The organism is Bradyrhizobium sp. LLZ17, assembly GCF_041200145.1.
In the GTDB taxonomy this organism is placed as follows: Bacteria; Pseudomonadota; Alphaproteobacteria; order Rhizobiales; family Xanthobacteraceae; genus Bradyrhizobium.
Map to the genome: position 1 here is coordinate 4,073,687 of NZ_CP165734.1, position 15,725 is coordinate 4,089,411.

The 15,725-nt window shown below is 64.6% G+C and carries 16 protein-coding genes; 9 read left to right on the plus strand and 7 right to left on the minus strand.

The genetic code is table 11. The annotated features are described in order from the left end of the window. Nucleotides 1–83 precede the first annotated feature (83 nt). A complete protein-coding gene (locus tag AB8Z38_RS19645; protein WP_369719524.1) occupies nt 84–386 on the plus strand; it encodes a hypothetical protein in 303 nt (100 codons plus the stop codon). Nucleotides 387–563: 177 nt separating this feature from the next. Here the strand turns inward: AB8Z38_RS19645 and AB8Z38_RS19650 are convergent, their stop codons facing one another. Then, nucleotides 564–1,781, minus strand: a complete 1,218-nt coding sequence (locus AB8Z38_RS19650; protein ID WP_369719525.1) for a hypothetical protein — start codon at nt 1,779–1,781, stop codon at nt 564–566. A 56-nt stretch (nt 1,782–1,837) separates the two neighbouring features. Beyond that, nucleotides 1,838–2,464: a CoA pyrophosphatase gene (locus AB8Z38_RS19655; protein WP_369719526.1), complete on the minus strand. Its 627-nt coding sequence runs from the start codon at nt 2,462–2,464 to the stop codon at nt 1,838–1,840. Between the two features lie 71 nt (nt 2,465–2,535). Between AB8Z38_RS19655 and AB8Z38_RS19660 the strand changes: the two genes are divergently transcribed. From AB8Z38_RS19660 to AB8Z38_RS19675, 4 genes are all read left to right on the plus strand, one after another. Further along, the gene (locus AB8Z38_RS19660; RefSeq protein ID WP_369719527.1) at nt 2,536–2,961 is read left to right on the plus strand and encodes a PaaI family thioesterase; all 426 of its coding nucleotides are present in this window, start codon (nt 2,536–2,538) and stop codon (nt 2,959–2,961) included. A gap of 323 nt (nt 2,962–3,284) precedes the next feature. Continuing rightward, entirely contained in the window at nt 3,285–4,301 is a 1,017-nt protein-coding gene (locus tag AB8Z38_RS19665; RefSeq protein WP_369719528.1) for an aldo/keto reductase, read from the plus strand. A gap of 13 nt (nt 4,302–4,314) precedes the next feature. Continuing rightward, the gene (locus tag AB8Z38_RS19670; RefSeq protein ID WP_369719529.1) at nt 4,315–5,628 is read left to right on the plus strand and encodes a tetratricopeptide repeat protein; all 1,314 of its coding nucleotides are present in this window, start codon (nt 4,315–4,317) and stop codon (nt 5,626–5,628) included. Between the two features lie 217 nt (nt 5,629–5,845). Further along, nucleotides 5,846–6,424 (plus strand): hypothetical protein, encoded by a 579-nt coding sequence (locus AB8Z38_RS19675; protein ID WP_369719530.1) that lies wholly within the window; start codon nt 5,846–5,848, stop codon nt 6,422–6,424. 18 nt (nt 6,425–6,442) lie between these two features. Here AB8Z38_RS19675 and AB8Z38_RS19680 read toward each other — a convergent pair whose 3' ends face one another. After that, nucleotides 6,443–8,002, minus strand: a complete 1,560-nt coding sequence (locus tag AB8Z38_RS19680; RefSeq protein ID WP_369719531.1) for an oleate hydratase — start codon at nt 8,000–8,002, stop codon at nt 6,443–6,445. A 227-nt stretch (nt 8,003–8,229) separates the two neighbouring features. On the opposite strand from AB8Z38_RS19680, the gene AB8Z38_RS19685 reads away from it, so the two are divergent. The 3 genes from AB8Z38_RS19685 (at nt 8,230) to AB8Z38_RS19695 (ending at nt 9,674) form a co-directional block, all read left to right on the plus strand. Then, complete coding sequence (locus AB8Z38_RS19685; RefSeq protein ID WP_369719532.1) at nt 8,230–8,577, plus strand: DUF3088 domain-containing protein; 348 nt, start codon at nt 8,230–8,232, stop codon at nt 8,575–8,577. A gap of 95 nt (nt 8,578–8,672) precedes the next feature. After that, nucleotides 8,673–9,248 (plus strand): cysteine hydrolase family protein, encoded by a 576-nt coding sequence (locus tag AB8Z38_RS19690; RefSeq protein WP_369719533.1) that lies wholly within the window; start codon nt 8,673–8,675, stop codon nt 9,246–9,248. Between the two features lie 108 nt (nt 9,249–9,356). Next, nucleotides 9,357–9,674 (plus strand): hypothetical protein, encoded by a 318-nt coding sequence (locus tag AB8Z38_RS19695; protein WP_369719534.1) that lies wholly within the window; start codon nt 9,357–9,359, stop codon nt 9,672–9,674. A gap of 48 nt (nt 9,675–9,722) precedes the next feature. Here the strand turns inward: AB8Z38_RS19695 and AB8Z38_RS19700 are convergent, their stop codons facing one another. From AB8Z38_RS19700 to AB8Z38_RS19710, 3 genes are all read right to left on the minus strand, one after another. Then, entirely contained in the window at nt 9,723–10,985 is a 1,263-nt protein-coding gene (locus AB8Z38_RS19700; protein ID WP_369719535.1) for a flavin monoamine oxidase family protein, read from the minus strand. 9 nt (nt 10,986–10,994) lie between these two features. After that, nucleotides 10,995–11,699 carry a RibD family protein gene (locus AB8Z38_RS19705; protein WP_369726549.1) on the minus strand — a complete coding sequence of 235 codons (705 nt, stop codon included), beginning with the start codon at nt 11,697–11,699 and terminating at the stop codon, nt 10,995–10,997. A gap of 646 nt (nt 11,700–12,345) precedes the next feature. Next, nucleotides 12,346–13,002, minus strand: a complete 657-nt coding sequence (locus tag AB8Z38_RS19710; RefSeq protein WP_369726550.1) for a TetR/AcrR family transcriptional regulator — start codon at nt 13,000–13,002, stop codon at nt 12,346–12,348. A gap of 150 nt (nt 13,003–13,152) precedes the next feature. On the opposite strand from AB8Z38_RS19710, the gene AB8Z38_RS19715 reads away from it, so the two are divergent. Then, nucleotides 13,153–14,031, plus strand: a complete 879-nt coding sequence (locus AB8Z38_RS19715) for an SDR family oxidoreductase (RefSeq protein WP_369719536.1) — start codon at nt 13,153–13,155, stop codon at nt 14,029–14,031. A 512-nt stretch (nt 14,032–14,543) separates the two neighbouring features. On the opposite strand, the gene AB8Z38_RS19720 is transcribed toward AB8Z38_RS19715, so the two are convergent. After that, nucleotides 14,544–15,719, minus strand: a complete 1,176-nt coding sequence (locus tag AB8Z38_RS19720) for a Gfo/Idh/MocA family protein (RefSeq protein WP_369719537.1) — start codon at nt 15,717–15,719, stop codon at nt 14,544–14,546. Nucleotides 15,720–15,725 lie beyond the last annotated feature (6 nt).

Below are 15,725 nucleotides of genomic sequence, written 5' to 3' on the forward strand. Positions count from 1 at the left end.
CTGGGGCGCTGATGGCGGATTGACGCCGAGATACTGTTCGTGATTTGTTCAGTCAGGGCACCCCAGTAGCGGGGAGATGGATGATGGCATTTTCAACGAAGACAGTTCTGCTTGTCGCGGTGCTGGGCGCGTTCGCGGGGCCGGCATTGGCACAAAGCGAGGCGATGCCGTGGGAGCTCAAGCCCGACATGGGCTACGCCTACGACAAGGACGGCAAGACCTTTTCCTACAAGATGGGCACCAGCAACGCCGGCGAACTCCTCAAGGGCGCCAAGAAGGTGCCCAAGGGCACGTTGTTCTTCATCGGCCACAACGGCCAGCTCTATATGCGCAGCGGTCCGTATCTCGAAGGCGATGGCAAGTTCAAGTTCGGGTCGGATCAGTAGAAGCTACGATGACGGTGCGCTCCCTCGTGCCGTTCTTGCGGGGGAGATATCCGTAGGGTGGGCAAAGGCGCATCAGCGCCGTGCCCACCATCTATTGGCACATTCCAATTGAAACGCTACGCTTTGCCCACCCTACGCGGCTGCGCTCCGCTTCGCTTGTCCGGGACGACAGCACAGCTAAAACGCCGCCGCCAACTCCCTCGCCCCACCATTGCTGCTGTTGGAGTCCATCCGCGCATCCGTGACCGCGAGCAGCTTCGCGACCGTGTTGTGGCGGATCGCGACCGGGTTGCGTTCGTATCCCCCGCGCTGGAAAAAGTTCGAGGTCGGCACCTGCTCGCGCATCGCCTGCGGCATCGTCACCATGTCGAGCCCGGTGCCGTCGCCGGTGAGGTTCATCATCTCGAGCTCGGCCGCGCTGAGCGGGCGGCTGTAACCCTTGGCGCGCGCGAACAGCACCGAGGTCAGGAGCTTGTGGGTCTGGAGCATCGGGCCAACATCGATGTCGAGCACCATCGCATGCATGGCCCAGCCCTGCGCGGTATCGCCGATCTTCTCGTGCTCCGACCAGGTGTCTGGCACCGACTTGGCATGCGCCACCATGCGCTTGAGAACGCCGAGCTTGTACTCCAGGGACTTCCGCGCCGGGCCTGAGGTGTGCGCCACCTTCTCGCTGAGCGCGCGGATGAATTCGTGGCCTTGTTCGGCCAGCAGCTCGACGCTGTTGGTGGTCAGCAACTGGTTGTAGCCCATCGCGGTCGAGATCGCGCGCTTGCCGCCATGTTCAATGCCCGCCTGCACATCGTAATTGCCGGTGCCGCCCGTCTCGAAGGCATAGACCCGCACCGCCTGCTCGCGCGTGAGCCCTGAGGCCAGGGCGTAGCGGGCATAGACACGCTTGAACTCGGCCTCGGTCGCCGGGCGTTGCGGCGTGAACTGATAGAGGTCCTGCGCCGCGCGCAGCAGATCGGCGACCACGGGAAGCGGCTTGCGCTGCGGACGCTCGGGGGTTTCCTCCGGCTCCGGGTTCACCGGCCGCTTCGGCCCGTTGTAGAGCGGCGCCTGCTCCAGCACGTAATCGTCGAGCGTGATCTGCTGGCCGCTGCGCCGCTTGGCGTTGCGGCCGCGCCGCTTCTCCGAGATCTGGCTCCAATAGGCGCCCGCCTCGGCATCGAAGGCGCCGCGCGCGGCCTGATATTCCGCGAGCTTGCGGCGATACTCGAGCACGGCCGGCGAGGCGCCACCTTGTGCAAAAAACTGCGAGAGGAGCTGGGCGTTGGCATTGCCGATTGCGGGCGGCAACGCCTCGGACTCGCCGCCGCGCGCGGCGGGCGCGAGCAATGCGAGTGCGAATGGAACCAGCGTCAGGGCATTTCGAATCGGGTGATGATGCATCCTGCCCTCTTAGCAGGCATCCGGTAACCGTCACGTTAACGCGTCGTTTACCATCGTCACTTCCAGGCGAACACCGGCTGTTCCAGCTCACGCACCCGGGTGTGCCGTCCCGCCAGCACTTCACGGAACTGATAGATCAGTGCCGCCGTCGGCGCGTGGATCAGGCTCCGCTGGTGATGGAAGCGGATCACGCGGCGCGCGCTCTCGGGGATCGCGACGAAATCGAAGGCGTCATCGCGCTCGATGGTCGCGAGCGCGATGCGGTGCACCGAGGCGACTTCATCCGGGTTCGGCGCGATCGCGGCGCTGTCGGCGGCCCAGACCACGACCGGCGTGATCAGATAGCCCGAGCGTGTCGGATAGTCGTCGAGTTGGCCGAGCACCTCGCCGCTTCCAAGCCTGAGCCCGAGCTCCTCGTTGAGCTCGCGCAGCGCGGCTTCGACCGGCGTCTCGCCGGCGTCGCAGCGACCGCCCGGCAAGGCCCATTGACCGCGATGGGCGCGCAGGCTCGCTGCGCGCAACGTGAGCAGGAGCGCGGTGTCGTCGCCCTCCCCCGTCGCGGTCAGCGCAATCGCCACCGCGGCACGCTTCAATGCCGACGGCTCGACCGCGTCAGGCAGCCGCGCGAATGCCGCGCAGGCCTCCGCGATATTCCGTCTGGTGGCATCGTCGAAAGGTCTCATGATGCTTGACTACACCAGGACCGCGCTTGATGAAACGAGGTGAGATCAAGCCTTGCAAGGATGACCGGGAGATGATCGACAAGACCGCCGCAAAGCTCAAATCGGACGGCTGGACCATCCTCGAGACCACCGGCTTCATGCACCTGGTCGGGCCGCTCTGGGAGCGCAAGATCGACGGCCAGCACGAATTCGCGCTTGCGACCGAGGACAAGCACCACAACCGTCGCGGCATGGTCCAGGGCGGCGTGATGATGACATTTGCCGACCGCACCTGCGGCATGACCGCGCGCTACGTCTCCGGCAAGGAATTCATGGCCACGGTGCAGCTCGACACCCATTTCGTCGAGGCCGGCCAGATCGGCGACCTCCTGATCTCCCGCCCCCGCGTGGTGCGCGCGACCCGCAGCCTGATTTTCATGAGCACCGAAGTGACGGTGGACAATCGCTGCGTGGTCATGGCCAACGGCGTGTTCAAGATTTTGAAGGGGCCGGGGTAGCTGCGCGCGGGCAAGACCGCCACCGCTGCCAACCCGTACTCCCGTGTCGTCCCGGCGAAGGCCGGGACCCATACCGCGTGATCTATCGATGACGGCGGGTCGGAGTACCGAACGACTGATCTTCGCCAAACTTCTCCCATGGTTATGGGTCCCGGCCTTCGCCGGGACGACATTGCGGAGGCAGTGGTGTCACCGTCATTGCGAGCGCAGCGAAGCAATCCAGGATCTCTCCGCGGATGCATTTCCAGATTGCTCCGCTACCCTCGCAATGACGCAATTGGGCGGCTATGCTGCCCGCAACAGAAACGTCGAGGAGGCTGCCCATGCAATACCGCCAGCTCGGCCGTAGCGGCCTGAAGGTGTCGCCGATTTGTTTGGGCACCATGATGTTCGGCGGGCCGACGGATGAGGCCACCTCGCAGCGCATCATCGCGAAAGCGCATCAGGCCGGCATCAACTTCATCGATACCGCCGACGCCTATTCGAAGGGCGGCGCCGAGGAGGTCGTCGGCCGCGCCATCGCCGACAACCGTCACGCCTGGGTGCTCGCGACAAAGCTCGCCAATCCCATGAACACGGCCAACGATCCCAATCGTGCCGGGCTGTCGCGGCGCTGGGTGTTGCAGGCGGTCGAGGAGAGCCTGAAGCGGCTCGGCACCGATCACATCGACATCTACTACCTGCACAAGGAAGACCATACGACTCCGCTGGAGGAAACCGTGCGCGCGATGGGGGATTTGATCCGCGCCGGCAAGATCCGTTATTTCGGCGTCTCGAATTATCGCGCCTGGCGCGTCGCCGAGATCTGCAACATCTGCGACCGGCTCGGCATCGACCGGCCCGTGGCGAGCCAGCCCTATTACAACGCGATGAACCGGATGCCCGAGGTCGAGCATTTTCCGGCCTGCGGCTATTACGGTCTCGGCGTCGTCGCCTACAGCCCGCTGGCGCGCGGCGTGCTCACCGGCAAATATCGCCCCGACGCAGCCCCGGACAGGGACACGCGCGCGGGCCGCAACGACACCCGCATGATGCAGACCGAATGGCGGCCGGAATCGCTGGAGCTCGCGCAGGAGATCAAGACCCACGCCGAGAACAAAGGCATCACCGCCGGCCAGTTCGCGGTATCCTGGGTGCTCAATTCGGCCTTCGTCTCGTCGGTCATTGCCGGCCCTCGCACCGACGAGCAATGGCACGATTACATCCGCGCGCTCGATTATCGCTTCACCGCCGATGACGAGGCGCTGATCGACCGCCTGGTGACGCCCGGCCATCCGTCGACGCCGGGCTACAACGATCCGGCCTATCCGATCGAGGGCCGCCGCGCGCGGACGGCGTGAGCGGGAGCCGACAATGGCATCTGAAGACCGCTGCGGGCTGCCGCTGTCCACCAGCTCGGACGAAGCAGCAAGCGCCTATCGCGAAGGCGTCGACCTCATGCTCGCGGGCTGGACGGGCCCGGCGGAGGCAATGGAGCGCGCCATCGCGGCCGATCCGGATCTTGCGCTGGCCCATATCGCGCGGGCACGGCTGCATTCGTTCTACCAGCAGGGCGATCTTGCACGCGCCAAGGCGGCCGTGGCGCGGGAGCTCGTGGCCAGGCGCGGCGATGCGCGTGAGCGCTCGCATGTCGAGACGCTGGCGCTCGCCATCGAGGGACGGCTGCCCGAGGCACTGGCAGCGACGCTGAAGCATATCGACGCGTGGCCGCGCGATACGATCGTGCTGTCGCTGCCGCTCGGCGCATTCGGCCTGTTCGCCTTCTCCGGCATGGCCGATCATGATCAGGCGCGGCAGGATTTGTGCGAGCGCGCCGCGCAGCATTATGGCGAGGACTGGTGGTTCCTCACGCTCTACGGCTGGGCGATGACGGAGAACGGCAATGTCGCACGCGGCCGCGCCGTCACCGAGCGCGGCTTCAGCCTGCGACGCCAGAATGCTCATGCTGCGCACGCCGTGCTGCACGCGATGTTCGAGGACGGTTCGATCGACGAGGCCGATCGCTTCGTTGACGAATGGATTCCTGGTTACGACCGCGCCGGCATTCTGCATGGCCATATTCGCTGGCACCAGGCGCTGGGCGCGCTCGAGCATGGCGATGCGGCACGGGCGCTTGCGATCTATGCCGACGTGCTCCAGCCCTCAGCAACGCAGGCGCCTCCCCTCAACGCCATCACCGACGGCGCCTCGCTGCTCTGGCGTCTGTCGGCTTACGGCCACACCGTACCAAAGACGCTCTGGGTCGAGGGCGACGTCGCCGCGCAACAACTGTTTCCGAGGTCGAGCCTGCCTTTTGCCGACGTCCACATGGCCTTGTTTGCCGCAGCGACGCAAAATCGCGAAGCTCTCGCGGCGCGGCTTGCCGTGATCGAGCAGCGGCTCGCCCAGGGCAAGCTCCGCGCCGGCCCCGTGGTGCCGGCGATCTGTCGCGCGCTCGCGGCGTTTGCGGACGAGGATTATGCCGCTTGCGTGCACTCGCTCGCACCTCTTTTGACTGACGTCGTGCGCATCGGCGGCAGCCATGCCCAGCGCGAGCTGATCGAGGACACTTTCATCGTCGCACTGATGCGCAGCGGCGAACTGCCGCGCGCCCGCGGCATGCTCGACGCCCGCCTGCACCGCCGTCCTTCCTTGCGCGATACGCGCTGGCGGGCGAGGACGGGTTAACGCGCCGCGGCCTCTGCCACGAAAAAAACACCGGCCTGGCGGCAAGTACCTGGCGGGACGGTTGAGGCGGTCGAGGCAGATCGCCGATGGGTGGCGCGGTGGTATTCCAGACGGGCTTGGCGGTACAAACGGGGTCGCAACCAATTCGTGATTCGATGGTTGTTGGATGGAACTTTTCCATGAATTTTTCATGGTCCCCCGGCATGCGAGCCTGACGATGCGCCTCCCCCGACCGGTCCTGGCTGCAATTCTCGTCTCCTTCGCAAGCCCTTGTTTTGCCGAGTCTTCCACCGCGCTTGCCGTCAACAATCCGCCCGCCCAGCAGAACTCGGTCGTCGACCTGCTGGCGCTGATGTCCGGCCACTGCAAGACGCTGAAGGTCGCCGGACGCCCATTTGCCTGCAAGACGGTGGCCTACGCCCATGACGACAAGGGCCGGGTCAATTTCGCGGTCGCCGTCGACGACCCCGGCGACGAGAACCACGTCGTCTCGTTCTCCGGAGAAAACGGCAAGCGGGCCGACGACAATTCCTATGAGCTGCCGATCGACCGCATGCTGCTCAACTCCAAGGACCGGCCGAAGGTCGACGGACTGCCGGTGCCGGCGGAGCAGACCTCCACCGGTGTCTGTCGCCAGACCGGCAATTTCGCCGCCAGGCAGGTCTCGAACGTCACCTGCACTGCGACCGACAGCGACGGCCGGCGATACGAGCTGCTGTTCGTCTCCGACGGCACCCCGGTGAGCGTGCGCCGGATCAGGCAGTCGGCGCCATCGATCCAGGATCCGTTCAAATAGACCCGCACCTTCGCAACATCACGCGAATGCCTTCTCCAGCGTCGCGAAGATCACGGCGAGCGACTTGTCGTGGCGGGTCGCGGGCGGGATCGGACGATCGACCTTCATGAGCTGATAGACCGCCATCTGCGCGGCCCGCACCGAGTATTCGACGGTGAAAACGACGTCGTCGGGGATCTCGACGAACTGGCTCACGAAGGCCAGGTTCACCGAATTTTTGGGTACCGGCAACGGCCGGTCGGTCGCCCTGCGCGGCATGAACATGCTGGTGATGTACGGCATGCGGCAGGGGATGCAGATCGCGTTGTCGAACACGCTCGCATCGAAATTGAGGTGGCCGCAGAGTTCCCCGAGGATCTCGGCGCCGCCGCACTCGGACATCGGCTTGGCGACGAAATTGCCGATGCGATCGGGATGCAGCGCATAGCCCCAGAACACCTGGACGCTCTCCGGCTGGCCGGCGAAGTGCGGCTGATGATACAGCACCACCGACATCAGCCAGTTGGAGTCCTTGAACGTCACGAGCCCGCCGGTGCCGACCCTGTTGCCGGAGAACGCTTCCATTTGGTCGAAGAAGCGCGGATCGCGGCAGGTGACGGTGAAAGACAACCAGTAGGACTCCGGGATCGACGCGTTGAACGCGGATGGATTGCCGAACGCCGGGCGGCCCTTGGCGATGTTTTCCCAGAGCACCCAGCCCTGGCTCTCGGCCTTGGTCAGATGCGCGGGCGGCTCGGTCATGTTGCCGAGGCTCGAGGCGTCGGTCATCGAGCCATTCTGAAAGAACACGAGGTCGCCATCCTCGAGCCTGACATTGGCGCTGCGGCCGTCGCGGTCGAGCGTCAACTGCCGCACGCGCAAGCGCTCGCCTTCGGGCTCGAACGCCATGTCGGTGACGCGGGTGCCCCGCACGAACTGCACGCCCTGCCGCTTCAGCCAGTCGGCGAGCGGCCGCACGATCGCGTCGTATTGATTGTAGACCGTGCGCTTGACGCCCGCGAGCGTTTCGATACGCGGGAATTCGTTCATGAAGCGATGCAGATAGCGCTTCAGCTCGACCGCGCTGTGCCAGGGCTGGAAGGCGAAGGTGGTCTGCCACATGTACCAGAAATTGGAGTTGAAGAACGGCGGCGACAGCCAGTCGGTGATGCGGCTGGCACCGAGCGTCTCCTCCGATGCCTCGGTGAGCCGCAACAGTTCGAGCCGGTCGCGCGTGGAAAATCCCATGGTGGAGACGTCGACCTTGAAGCGATTGCGATCGACCAGGCGCGCACGGGAATGCGCCGGGTTTTCCGCGTTGAATGCCGCGGTCTCCTCGCGCACGCTCAGCCCGGGACGTTCGAGCGAAGGAATGCCCGACAGCAGGTCCCAGGTGCATTCGTAATGGTCGGTGGTGAGCATGCGGCCGCCGCGCAGCGAATAGGCGCCGTTCGCAAGCAGCGCGCCGTCGAGGCTGCCGCCGACGAGCGGCTCCGCCTCGTAGATCACGATGTCCCGCCCCGGCAGCTGCGCGTCGCGAATCAGAAACGCCGCGCCCGCGAGCGATCCAATGCCGCCACCGATGAAATACGCCTTCATATGTTGCCTCGATTGCCATCAGGAATTCCGCGCGACATTGCATTGGCGAAGGACGTTGGAAGTTGCGCTGGATCAAGCGCCGCGGCAGCAGCCTTTCAAATAGAAGTGAGCGCTCTCGCTCTCCTGGCGCTTCGCAGCGAAAGGTTCGGAAGCTGTGCCTTGCGGTTGACTGAACGGCGCTGACGTGGCGTCCTGCCACGACACCGTCGATTTCCTTCGGAGAGCCCATGAACCGTGACCTCTTGTTTCTGCTTCGCCCTGATTTCGAAGATCCGGCGTTTCCTGGCCGGCGCTTCTATTGCTGGCATTGTGCGCTGATCGAAGGCGTGCTCGCCTCGTTTCCGGCGCTGGCGGACCAACTCGACGTCGCGCGCATCGGCTGGCCGCGGCCGCGACAGGCCGTGGTCGCGCTCGTCGGCGAGGAGAACCAGTCGCTGCCGCTGCTGGTGCTGGCGGATGGAGCGACATCGCCGCACCAGACCGGCAGCTATCATGGTCGCGCTTTCATCGCCGACAAGGACGGCATCCTCGCCGCGCTGTCCGAGCGCCACGGCTTTCCCGATCCGCATCCGTGAGGCGCGCGCCGGCCCGAAACGAGGGAAAATCGGCATTGCGTGCAGCGGCCGGGGCCCCGCATACTCGCCTCGCCAGATCTCCGGAATCCCCCTCCATGCCGCACTCCCTCCCCGCTCTCATCGTGGTCGACGTCCAGCGCGCGTTCGACGAATGGGAGGCGGCGGGAGAACGGCGCAACAATCCGGACGCGGTGGCGCACATCGCCGAGCTGTTGAAGGCATTCAGGGCGAGTGACGCGCCGATCTTCCACATCCGCCATGAGGGCACCAAGCCGACTTCGTCGTTCCGTCCCGAAAGCTCCGGCTACGCCGTCAAGGACGAAGCGCGCGAACAGGCGAGCGAGCCGGTGATCGTGAAGCGCGTCAACAGCGCCTTCATCGGCACCGACCTCGAAAGCCGCCTGCGCGCAAGCAACATCGGCACGCTGGTCATCTGCGGCGCCACCACCAATCATTGCGTGGAGACGACGACGCGGATGGCCGGCAATCTCGGCTTCGACGCCCGCCTCGTGCGCGACGCGACCTGGACGTTCGATCGCATCGGGCCTGACGGCGACGCGCATTCGGCCGAGGCGATCCACGCGATGACGCTGTCAGATCTCAACGGCGAATTCGCCCGCATTGTGACCACGAACGACGTGATCGCCTCGCTCGCAGCACTGCGACAATAAACCGCCACGCATTTTATCGTCACGTCTGCGTCGTTTCGACGCCCGCTCTCGCCGGAACGCGACGGACGCCCATCTGTTGTCACGCGATATCTCAACTGGAGTGATGACATGAAGTATCTCTTTGTCGCGATGGCTGTCGGCGCTGCGGCGCTGGCCGGCGGATCCGCGGCGCACGCAGCTGGCAGCGGAAGCGCGAAACCGAACGCGCGAGCGAGCCAATCGACCGACGTCAGCGCGCAGTACCGGCCGCACCATCAAGGTTATCGCCAGCATCACTGGCGCCATCATGGGCACTATCGTCCGCACTACCGAAGCTACGGCTACTACCCGCGGCATCACGGCTACTATGGCGGCGGACCGTACGGCTACTACGGCGGCGGCCGTCCCGGCGTGACGTTTGGCTTCGGCGCCGGCCATCGCTGGTGAACGAAGCAGCGCCGGTAAACCAAAAGGGCCCGCGAGCGCGGGCCTTTTTCACCCGCGCAAGAGCAAACCCGCCGTCTCCAGGCCGCTTGCCAGCGCAGCCTCGACCGTGCCCATGTCGCGGCCGCGATAGAGCGCTTCGCCGGAGAACAGCACCGGGCCATCGGCACGCGCCAAAACCGATTGCGCCGCGCGCGACTGCGGCGTGGCCCAGGAATAGGCGCCGCGCGCGAAGGGATCGTGCGCCCAGTTCGTCGCCACGGCCGCCACGACATCGCGTGCGAGATCGTTGCGGGGCAAGCCGAAGATCGCCGCGAGCGAACCGATCCCAGCCTCGATCAGCGCGGGCGGATCGAGGCCGGCAAGCTCCGCCGTCCGCGGGCCGCCGAACCAGCCGGTGAGCACGTGGTGCTCGGACGGGCGCTGCGTCCACCAGACCGGGATCGCCTTGTCCGACAGCAGGAAGGTGAGATCTTTGGTGCGGTCACGCCACCATGGCGCGTTAAAGCGCAGCAGCATCTTGATGACATTGCCGAAGCCGATATCGGCGGCGCGGGCGGCCTTCTCCCGCGCAGGCTGCGGCAGCGCGATCTCCCGCAACAGCGGCAGTGGCACGGTGAGGATCACGTTGTCGCATGGGAGCATCTCGCCATCGGCGCAGCGAACCTTGGCCGCACCGCCGTCCTGCTCGATCTCAGTCACCACGCAATTGAGCCGAATCTCGACACTATACTTGCGGCACTCCGCCGCAAGGAAGGCGATCAGCGCACCGTAACCGCCGACAATGCGTCCCTGCGTGTGGTGTCCACCATCCATCCATTCCTCGCGCAGTGCCAGCGTCGAGGCGCGCTCGGGATCGGCGGCGTCGTAGCCCTCGACCATCCGCTCGATGGAACGCCGCATCCGCGCGTACGCGTCACCGGCAAAATGCCGGCGCAGGAACTCGGCGACGGTGAGGTCGTCCTTCAAGTGCCCTAGCGCCGCATGGAGCTCGGCCTCGTGCGGATCATCGCGCTGCTCGCGCAAGAGCTTTGTGCCGTCAAAGCTCCATTGCGCTCCTTCGATCGCCTGCAGCGACAGCCCCGCTTCGCGCAGCAGGCCGCGCGTGATCGGCGCCTCGCCGTGAACGAACTCGGCGCCGCCGTCGGCAGCATAGCCGAACTGCGAGACGGGCAACGGCTGGATGCGCCCGCCGCAGCGGTCACGCGCCTCCAGGATCGTCACCCTCTTCGCGGCGCGCGCGAGCGCGCGGGCGGCGATGAGGCCGGCGGCACCCGCGCCGACAATGACAATGTGCTCCGATGTGCCCGACATGCCGCTGCTTTACCTGGCCGCAGCGTCGTTCTGGATCAGGTAGCGCAGCAATAACACACCCCCGCCGAGCTGCCGCGTGCTCTCCAGCGTCATCGCGGAGAGCGGCGCGCGTTGGTCGCTGTCGGCCTCGGTCGAGTCGAACACGAAGGGCGCGCCCCTGGCACCATCTACCGCTGGACTGAGGATCAGGTTGAATTCGTCGATGAGACCGGCGCGCAGGAACGCGCCGTTGGCGACGCCACCGCCTTCCACCAGCAGGCGCTTCACGCCAAGCTCGTGATTGAGGATGTCGAGCGTCAGCGTCAGATCGATCTCGGCCTCGCCGGCAAAGATGTAGGACACGCCCTCGCCGCGCAGCCCGGCCAGATGCGAATCCGGCACACTTTCAGTCAGCACCACGACGATCGGATCGCCGCCGATGTCGGAGCGGCCCCAGCCGATCTTGCCGCGCGCGTCGAGCACGACGCCATAGGTTTTGGCGTCGCGCCGCGCGAACCAGTTTTCGCGGGGCAGCCGCTCGCTCGAGGTCGCAGGATACGGCTTGCCCTTGGCAAACTCCGAACCGGTGACGCGGCCGATCACCCAGGCATCGCCCGCGAGCTCGTCATGAATCTTCTCGAACCAGTCGACGCCCGCGCCTTTCGGACGCCAGCGGCTGGGATGGGTGCGGCCGTCCAGGCTCGAATGCATCAGGCAGATGACGTAGGGCTTCATGCGAATTCTCCGCGGCGGGCTGTCAGGCCGCCGGCCCTCGCGCCTGGCGCGATCGTTCACGATGACCGCGAGCGGATTGAGCCTTGGCGGGGCGACCAGGGTGAGCGTGTTGCTGTCGCGATGGTTGAACGGGGCGCCTCTCACCAAAAGCTCGGTCTCGATCAGGCAGCTCCAGCTGCCATCATCGTTGAATGTGATGTCGCAGCGGTAACGATCGGTACGGAAGGCTTGTTCCAGAAAATTGGTCGAGCAGATGCCGTAGGCCGTATCGCCGCGCTTTGCCGTGACGGAGGCGGCGAAGCGGGCCGAGATTGGCAAGGCCGTCGGGCGAGACGTCCTCGGGCCCAGTGAAAATGTCGGCGGGGATGGGGAGCATTGCAGGAGTCTCGGATGATAGGACATCTCGACAATATCACGCCAGCGAGCCTTGGCGACTCACAAGCATCTGCATGTCCGCATAGCGGGCCCCGGAGCGATCTCGAATTGAACGGCTGCGCTTGGATAACGACTCGCAATTCAGATGGCGCCGTTGACCATGGAAGCACGAATGGGGACGTTCATGGATGCCGTGCGATTTGAGCGACGAGCGGGATCGATTTATTCGAAGGCAATCGTCCCTGGCGCGACACGTGCGTTCTGTATCCGATCAAGGCCTCGGACGGCGGCCCCGTCTGGTGACAGCCTCACGAATTTCAGGCTCAGATGATAAGACCGATGCTCCATCGAGCAACAGTCTGGCTGCATCGCGGCTCGCCTCCGCTATAGCTGGATCGTGCGTCGATTGTGCGATCACGATCGAACCCTGGATGAGTGACAGGATTTGGATCACGGCTTTTTCAGGCTTGCTCAATGCCAGAGGGTCGACGAGCGACGTTACAAATTCCTGCAAGCCTTTGAAATGAGCGGCGATGGTTGCCTGTACCTCCGGAGAATCAACATCCGGTCCGAACTCGGCCAGTCCCCTCACGAACGGACAGCCGCGGAACGAAGGCGATCGAAAGGACTCGCCCAGCGCGTCAAAAATGGCGAGGACGCGCTCCAGCGGCGATAGTCCGGGTTTTTCGGTCGAGGCCGCGAGCATCTGAAACCAGGCCGCATCCTGGTGACGCAGGTAGGTAGCGACCATGTTCGCCTTCGACGGAAAGTGCTTGTAAAACGTCATTTTGGCGACGCCACTTTCGGCAATGATGCGGTCGACCCCGACAGCGTGGATGCTGAACCGGTAAAACAGGTCCGACGCTGTCTTCAGAATCCGTTCTCGCGGCGCGAGAGCGCTAAGGGGCTGCCGCTCCAAATCGATCATTTCCGGCACGTTTCCGCTCCCATCTTCGGTCTGGTTCAAACTCCTCAGGTACATAGACAGACTACCCTGTCTATTTTTTGGTTGCAATGTACGTACAGGTCTGTCTAGTTATGCCGCGATGCCATTCAGGCACAAGCGAAAGGACATAGGATGAACGGAAAAGTCGTTGTCGTGACCGGCACGAGCAGTGGTTTCGGAAGACTTACGGCATTGGAGCTGGCGAGGCGGGGCCACACGGTGATCGCGACCATGCGCGGTGTCGAAGGGCGAAATGCACAAGTCCGAAGCGAGCTCATCGAAGCGGCGAAAGCGGAAGGGCGCGTGCTGCAGGTCCTTGAAATGGATGTCACCGACGAGGCGTCGGTCAATTCGGCGGTCAACCATGTCATCAAGCAACATGGAAGAATCGATGCGTTGATCAACAACGCAGGAACCATGTTCGTCGGGGTCACGGAAGCCTACACGGTTGCGGATGTCGAACGGCAATTTGCGGTGAATTTCTTCGGTGCCGTGCGAGCCGACCGTGCCGTTCTGCCGCATATGCGCGCCGCGGGCAGCGGACTTCTCGTCCATGTCACGTCGTTGATGGGCCGACTGATCTTTCCCTTCTTCGGTGTTTATTCCGCGAGCAAATTTGCGCTCGAGGCGCTCGCCGAGTCCTATCGCTATGAACTTTCAAGCTTCGGCGTCGACTCGGTGATCGTCGAACCAGGCGCATTCCCCAGCAACCTGCTCCCAACCAGTCCAGAGCCGTCAGACGAAGCCGTGCTGGCATCATACGGTGCGGTCGCGGCGATCCCGGGCCAAATCAAGGACAGCGCCAGCCAGGCACACGATCCGTCCAATCCGCCACGACCCCAGTTGGTTGCCTATGCCATCGCGCGGCTGGTCGAAGCAACGGAACGGCGCCCGTTGCGGACAGTCGTCATGCCCGAGGGCATGGATCTCGGAGTGGAACGACTAAACGAGGCCGTTACTTCTATTCAAAACGACATGCTCGGCGCATTCGGTATGTCGAGCATGATCTGAGATCGTGGGTGTCAATCGGCTTGTACATGATGGACGCCAATGCCCGGGCTTCTTGGTCAGGCCGAATGACACTCACAACTTCTTTCGAGCACCAAACAGCCTCGTGGAATTCGATCTCACGCGGCAGCGAATAAGGCGGCAAATGCCCTCTGATGTGTCGCGCAATTTCATCTGCAACCACGGGCGATGATATCAGCGCGACCGGGTTCGCGAACATCGGTCAGGGGATCGGTTTGAGGACGGCAACCGCCGCTGCTTGACTGTCGTGCTGGAGGGGCGATCAGCGCATCCATTCACCCAATCGCTTTGATCCAGTCAGCGATGCTCCTGGTCTCGGGCGCTTAAAACATCAGCGCCCGCTATCCCGGCGCGCCATATGAGCGTGCTGACGACATCACTTGCGGTATTGATCGTCGCTCGCCTTCTCCATCCGGGTCACCGGACTTGCGGCGGTCGGCGTGGCCTGAGCGTTCAACGCGTCGCACTCCTTCAGCTGCGCAGCACGCGCGTGACTACGTCATTCGAATCCAGGCGCCGTCGGATGCCGAGGACCTCACAGCAGCATCGATGAACTTCACGCCCGCCAGGCCATCCTCAACCGTCGGGAAGATCACCTCGGGATGGGGCTTTTCCCCGGCCCGTGCCGCGCGAATGGCGCGCGCGGCCTCGGCGTAAATGGTTGCGAAGCCTTCAAGGTAACCCTCCGGGTGGCCCGCGGGGATGCGGGTGACCCGACCCGCCTCGCCCAGGGCACCGGCCCCGCCGCGGGTCAGGAGTTGCTTGGGCCGGCCATAGGGCGTGAACCAGAGCTGATTCGGATTTTCCTGCGCCCATTCGAGGCCGCCTTTGCTGCCGTAGACACGGAGCGTCAGGCCGTTCTCGTTGCCGACGGCGACCTGGCTTGCCCACAGCGTGCCCTTGGCGCCGCCTTTCCACTTGAGGAGGATCTGGACGTCGTCATCGAGACGCCGCCCCTCGACAAATGTCGACAGTTGGGCGAGCAATGCGTCGAGCTTGAGCCCTGTGACGAAGCAGGCGAGATTGTAGGCGTGGGTGCCGATGTCGCCGATGCACCCGCCGGCGCCGGAGCGCGCCGGGTCCGTGCGCCACGCGGCCTGCTTGTGGCTGGTCGCCTCTACTCGCTCGGTCAGCCAGTCCTGGAGATATTCCGCATGGACAAGCCGGATCTCGCCGAGATCGCCGTTCGCGACCATGGCGCGGGCCTGCCGAACCATGGGATAGCCCGTGTAGTTGTGCGTCACCGCGAACACCCTGCCGCTCTTGTTCGCGAGCACGACCAGTTCCTCGGCCTCGGCGACGGTCGTCGTCAGCGGCTTGTCGCAGATCACATGGACGCCGGCCTCCAGGAAGATCTTCGCGACCGGAGCGTGCATGTGGTTGGGCGTCACGATCGACACGGCCTCGATGCCGTCCGTTCGCGCGGCTTCAGCCTTCGCCATCTCTTCGAACGAGCCATAGGCACGATCGTCGGCGATGCCGAGCTCCTTCGCCGACGCCTTGGCTCGCGCCGGATCGGACGCGAGTGCGCCGGCGACCAGCTCGAACTGGTCGTCGATGCGGGCGGCGATGCGGTGGACGGCGCCGATGAAAGCTCCCTGCCCGCCGCCGACCATTCCCAACCTGATCCGGCCACGACTGCCGGATTCGTTGCTTGCGTTGATCGCCATTTGCGT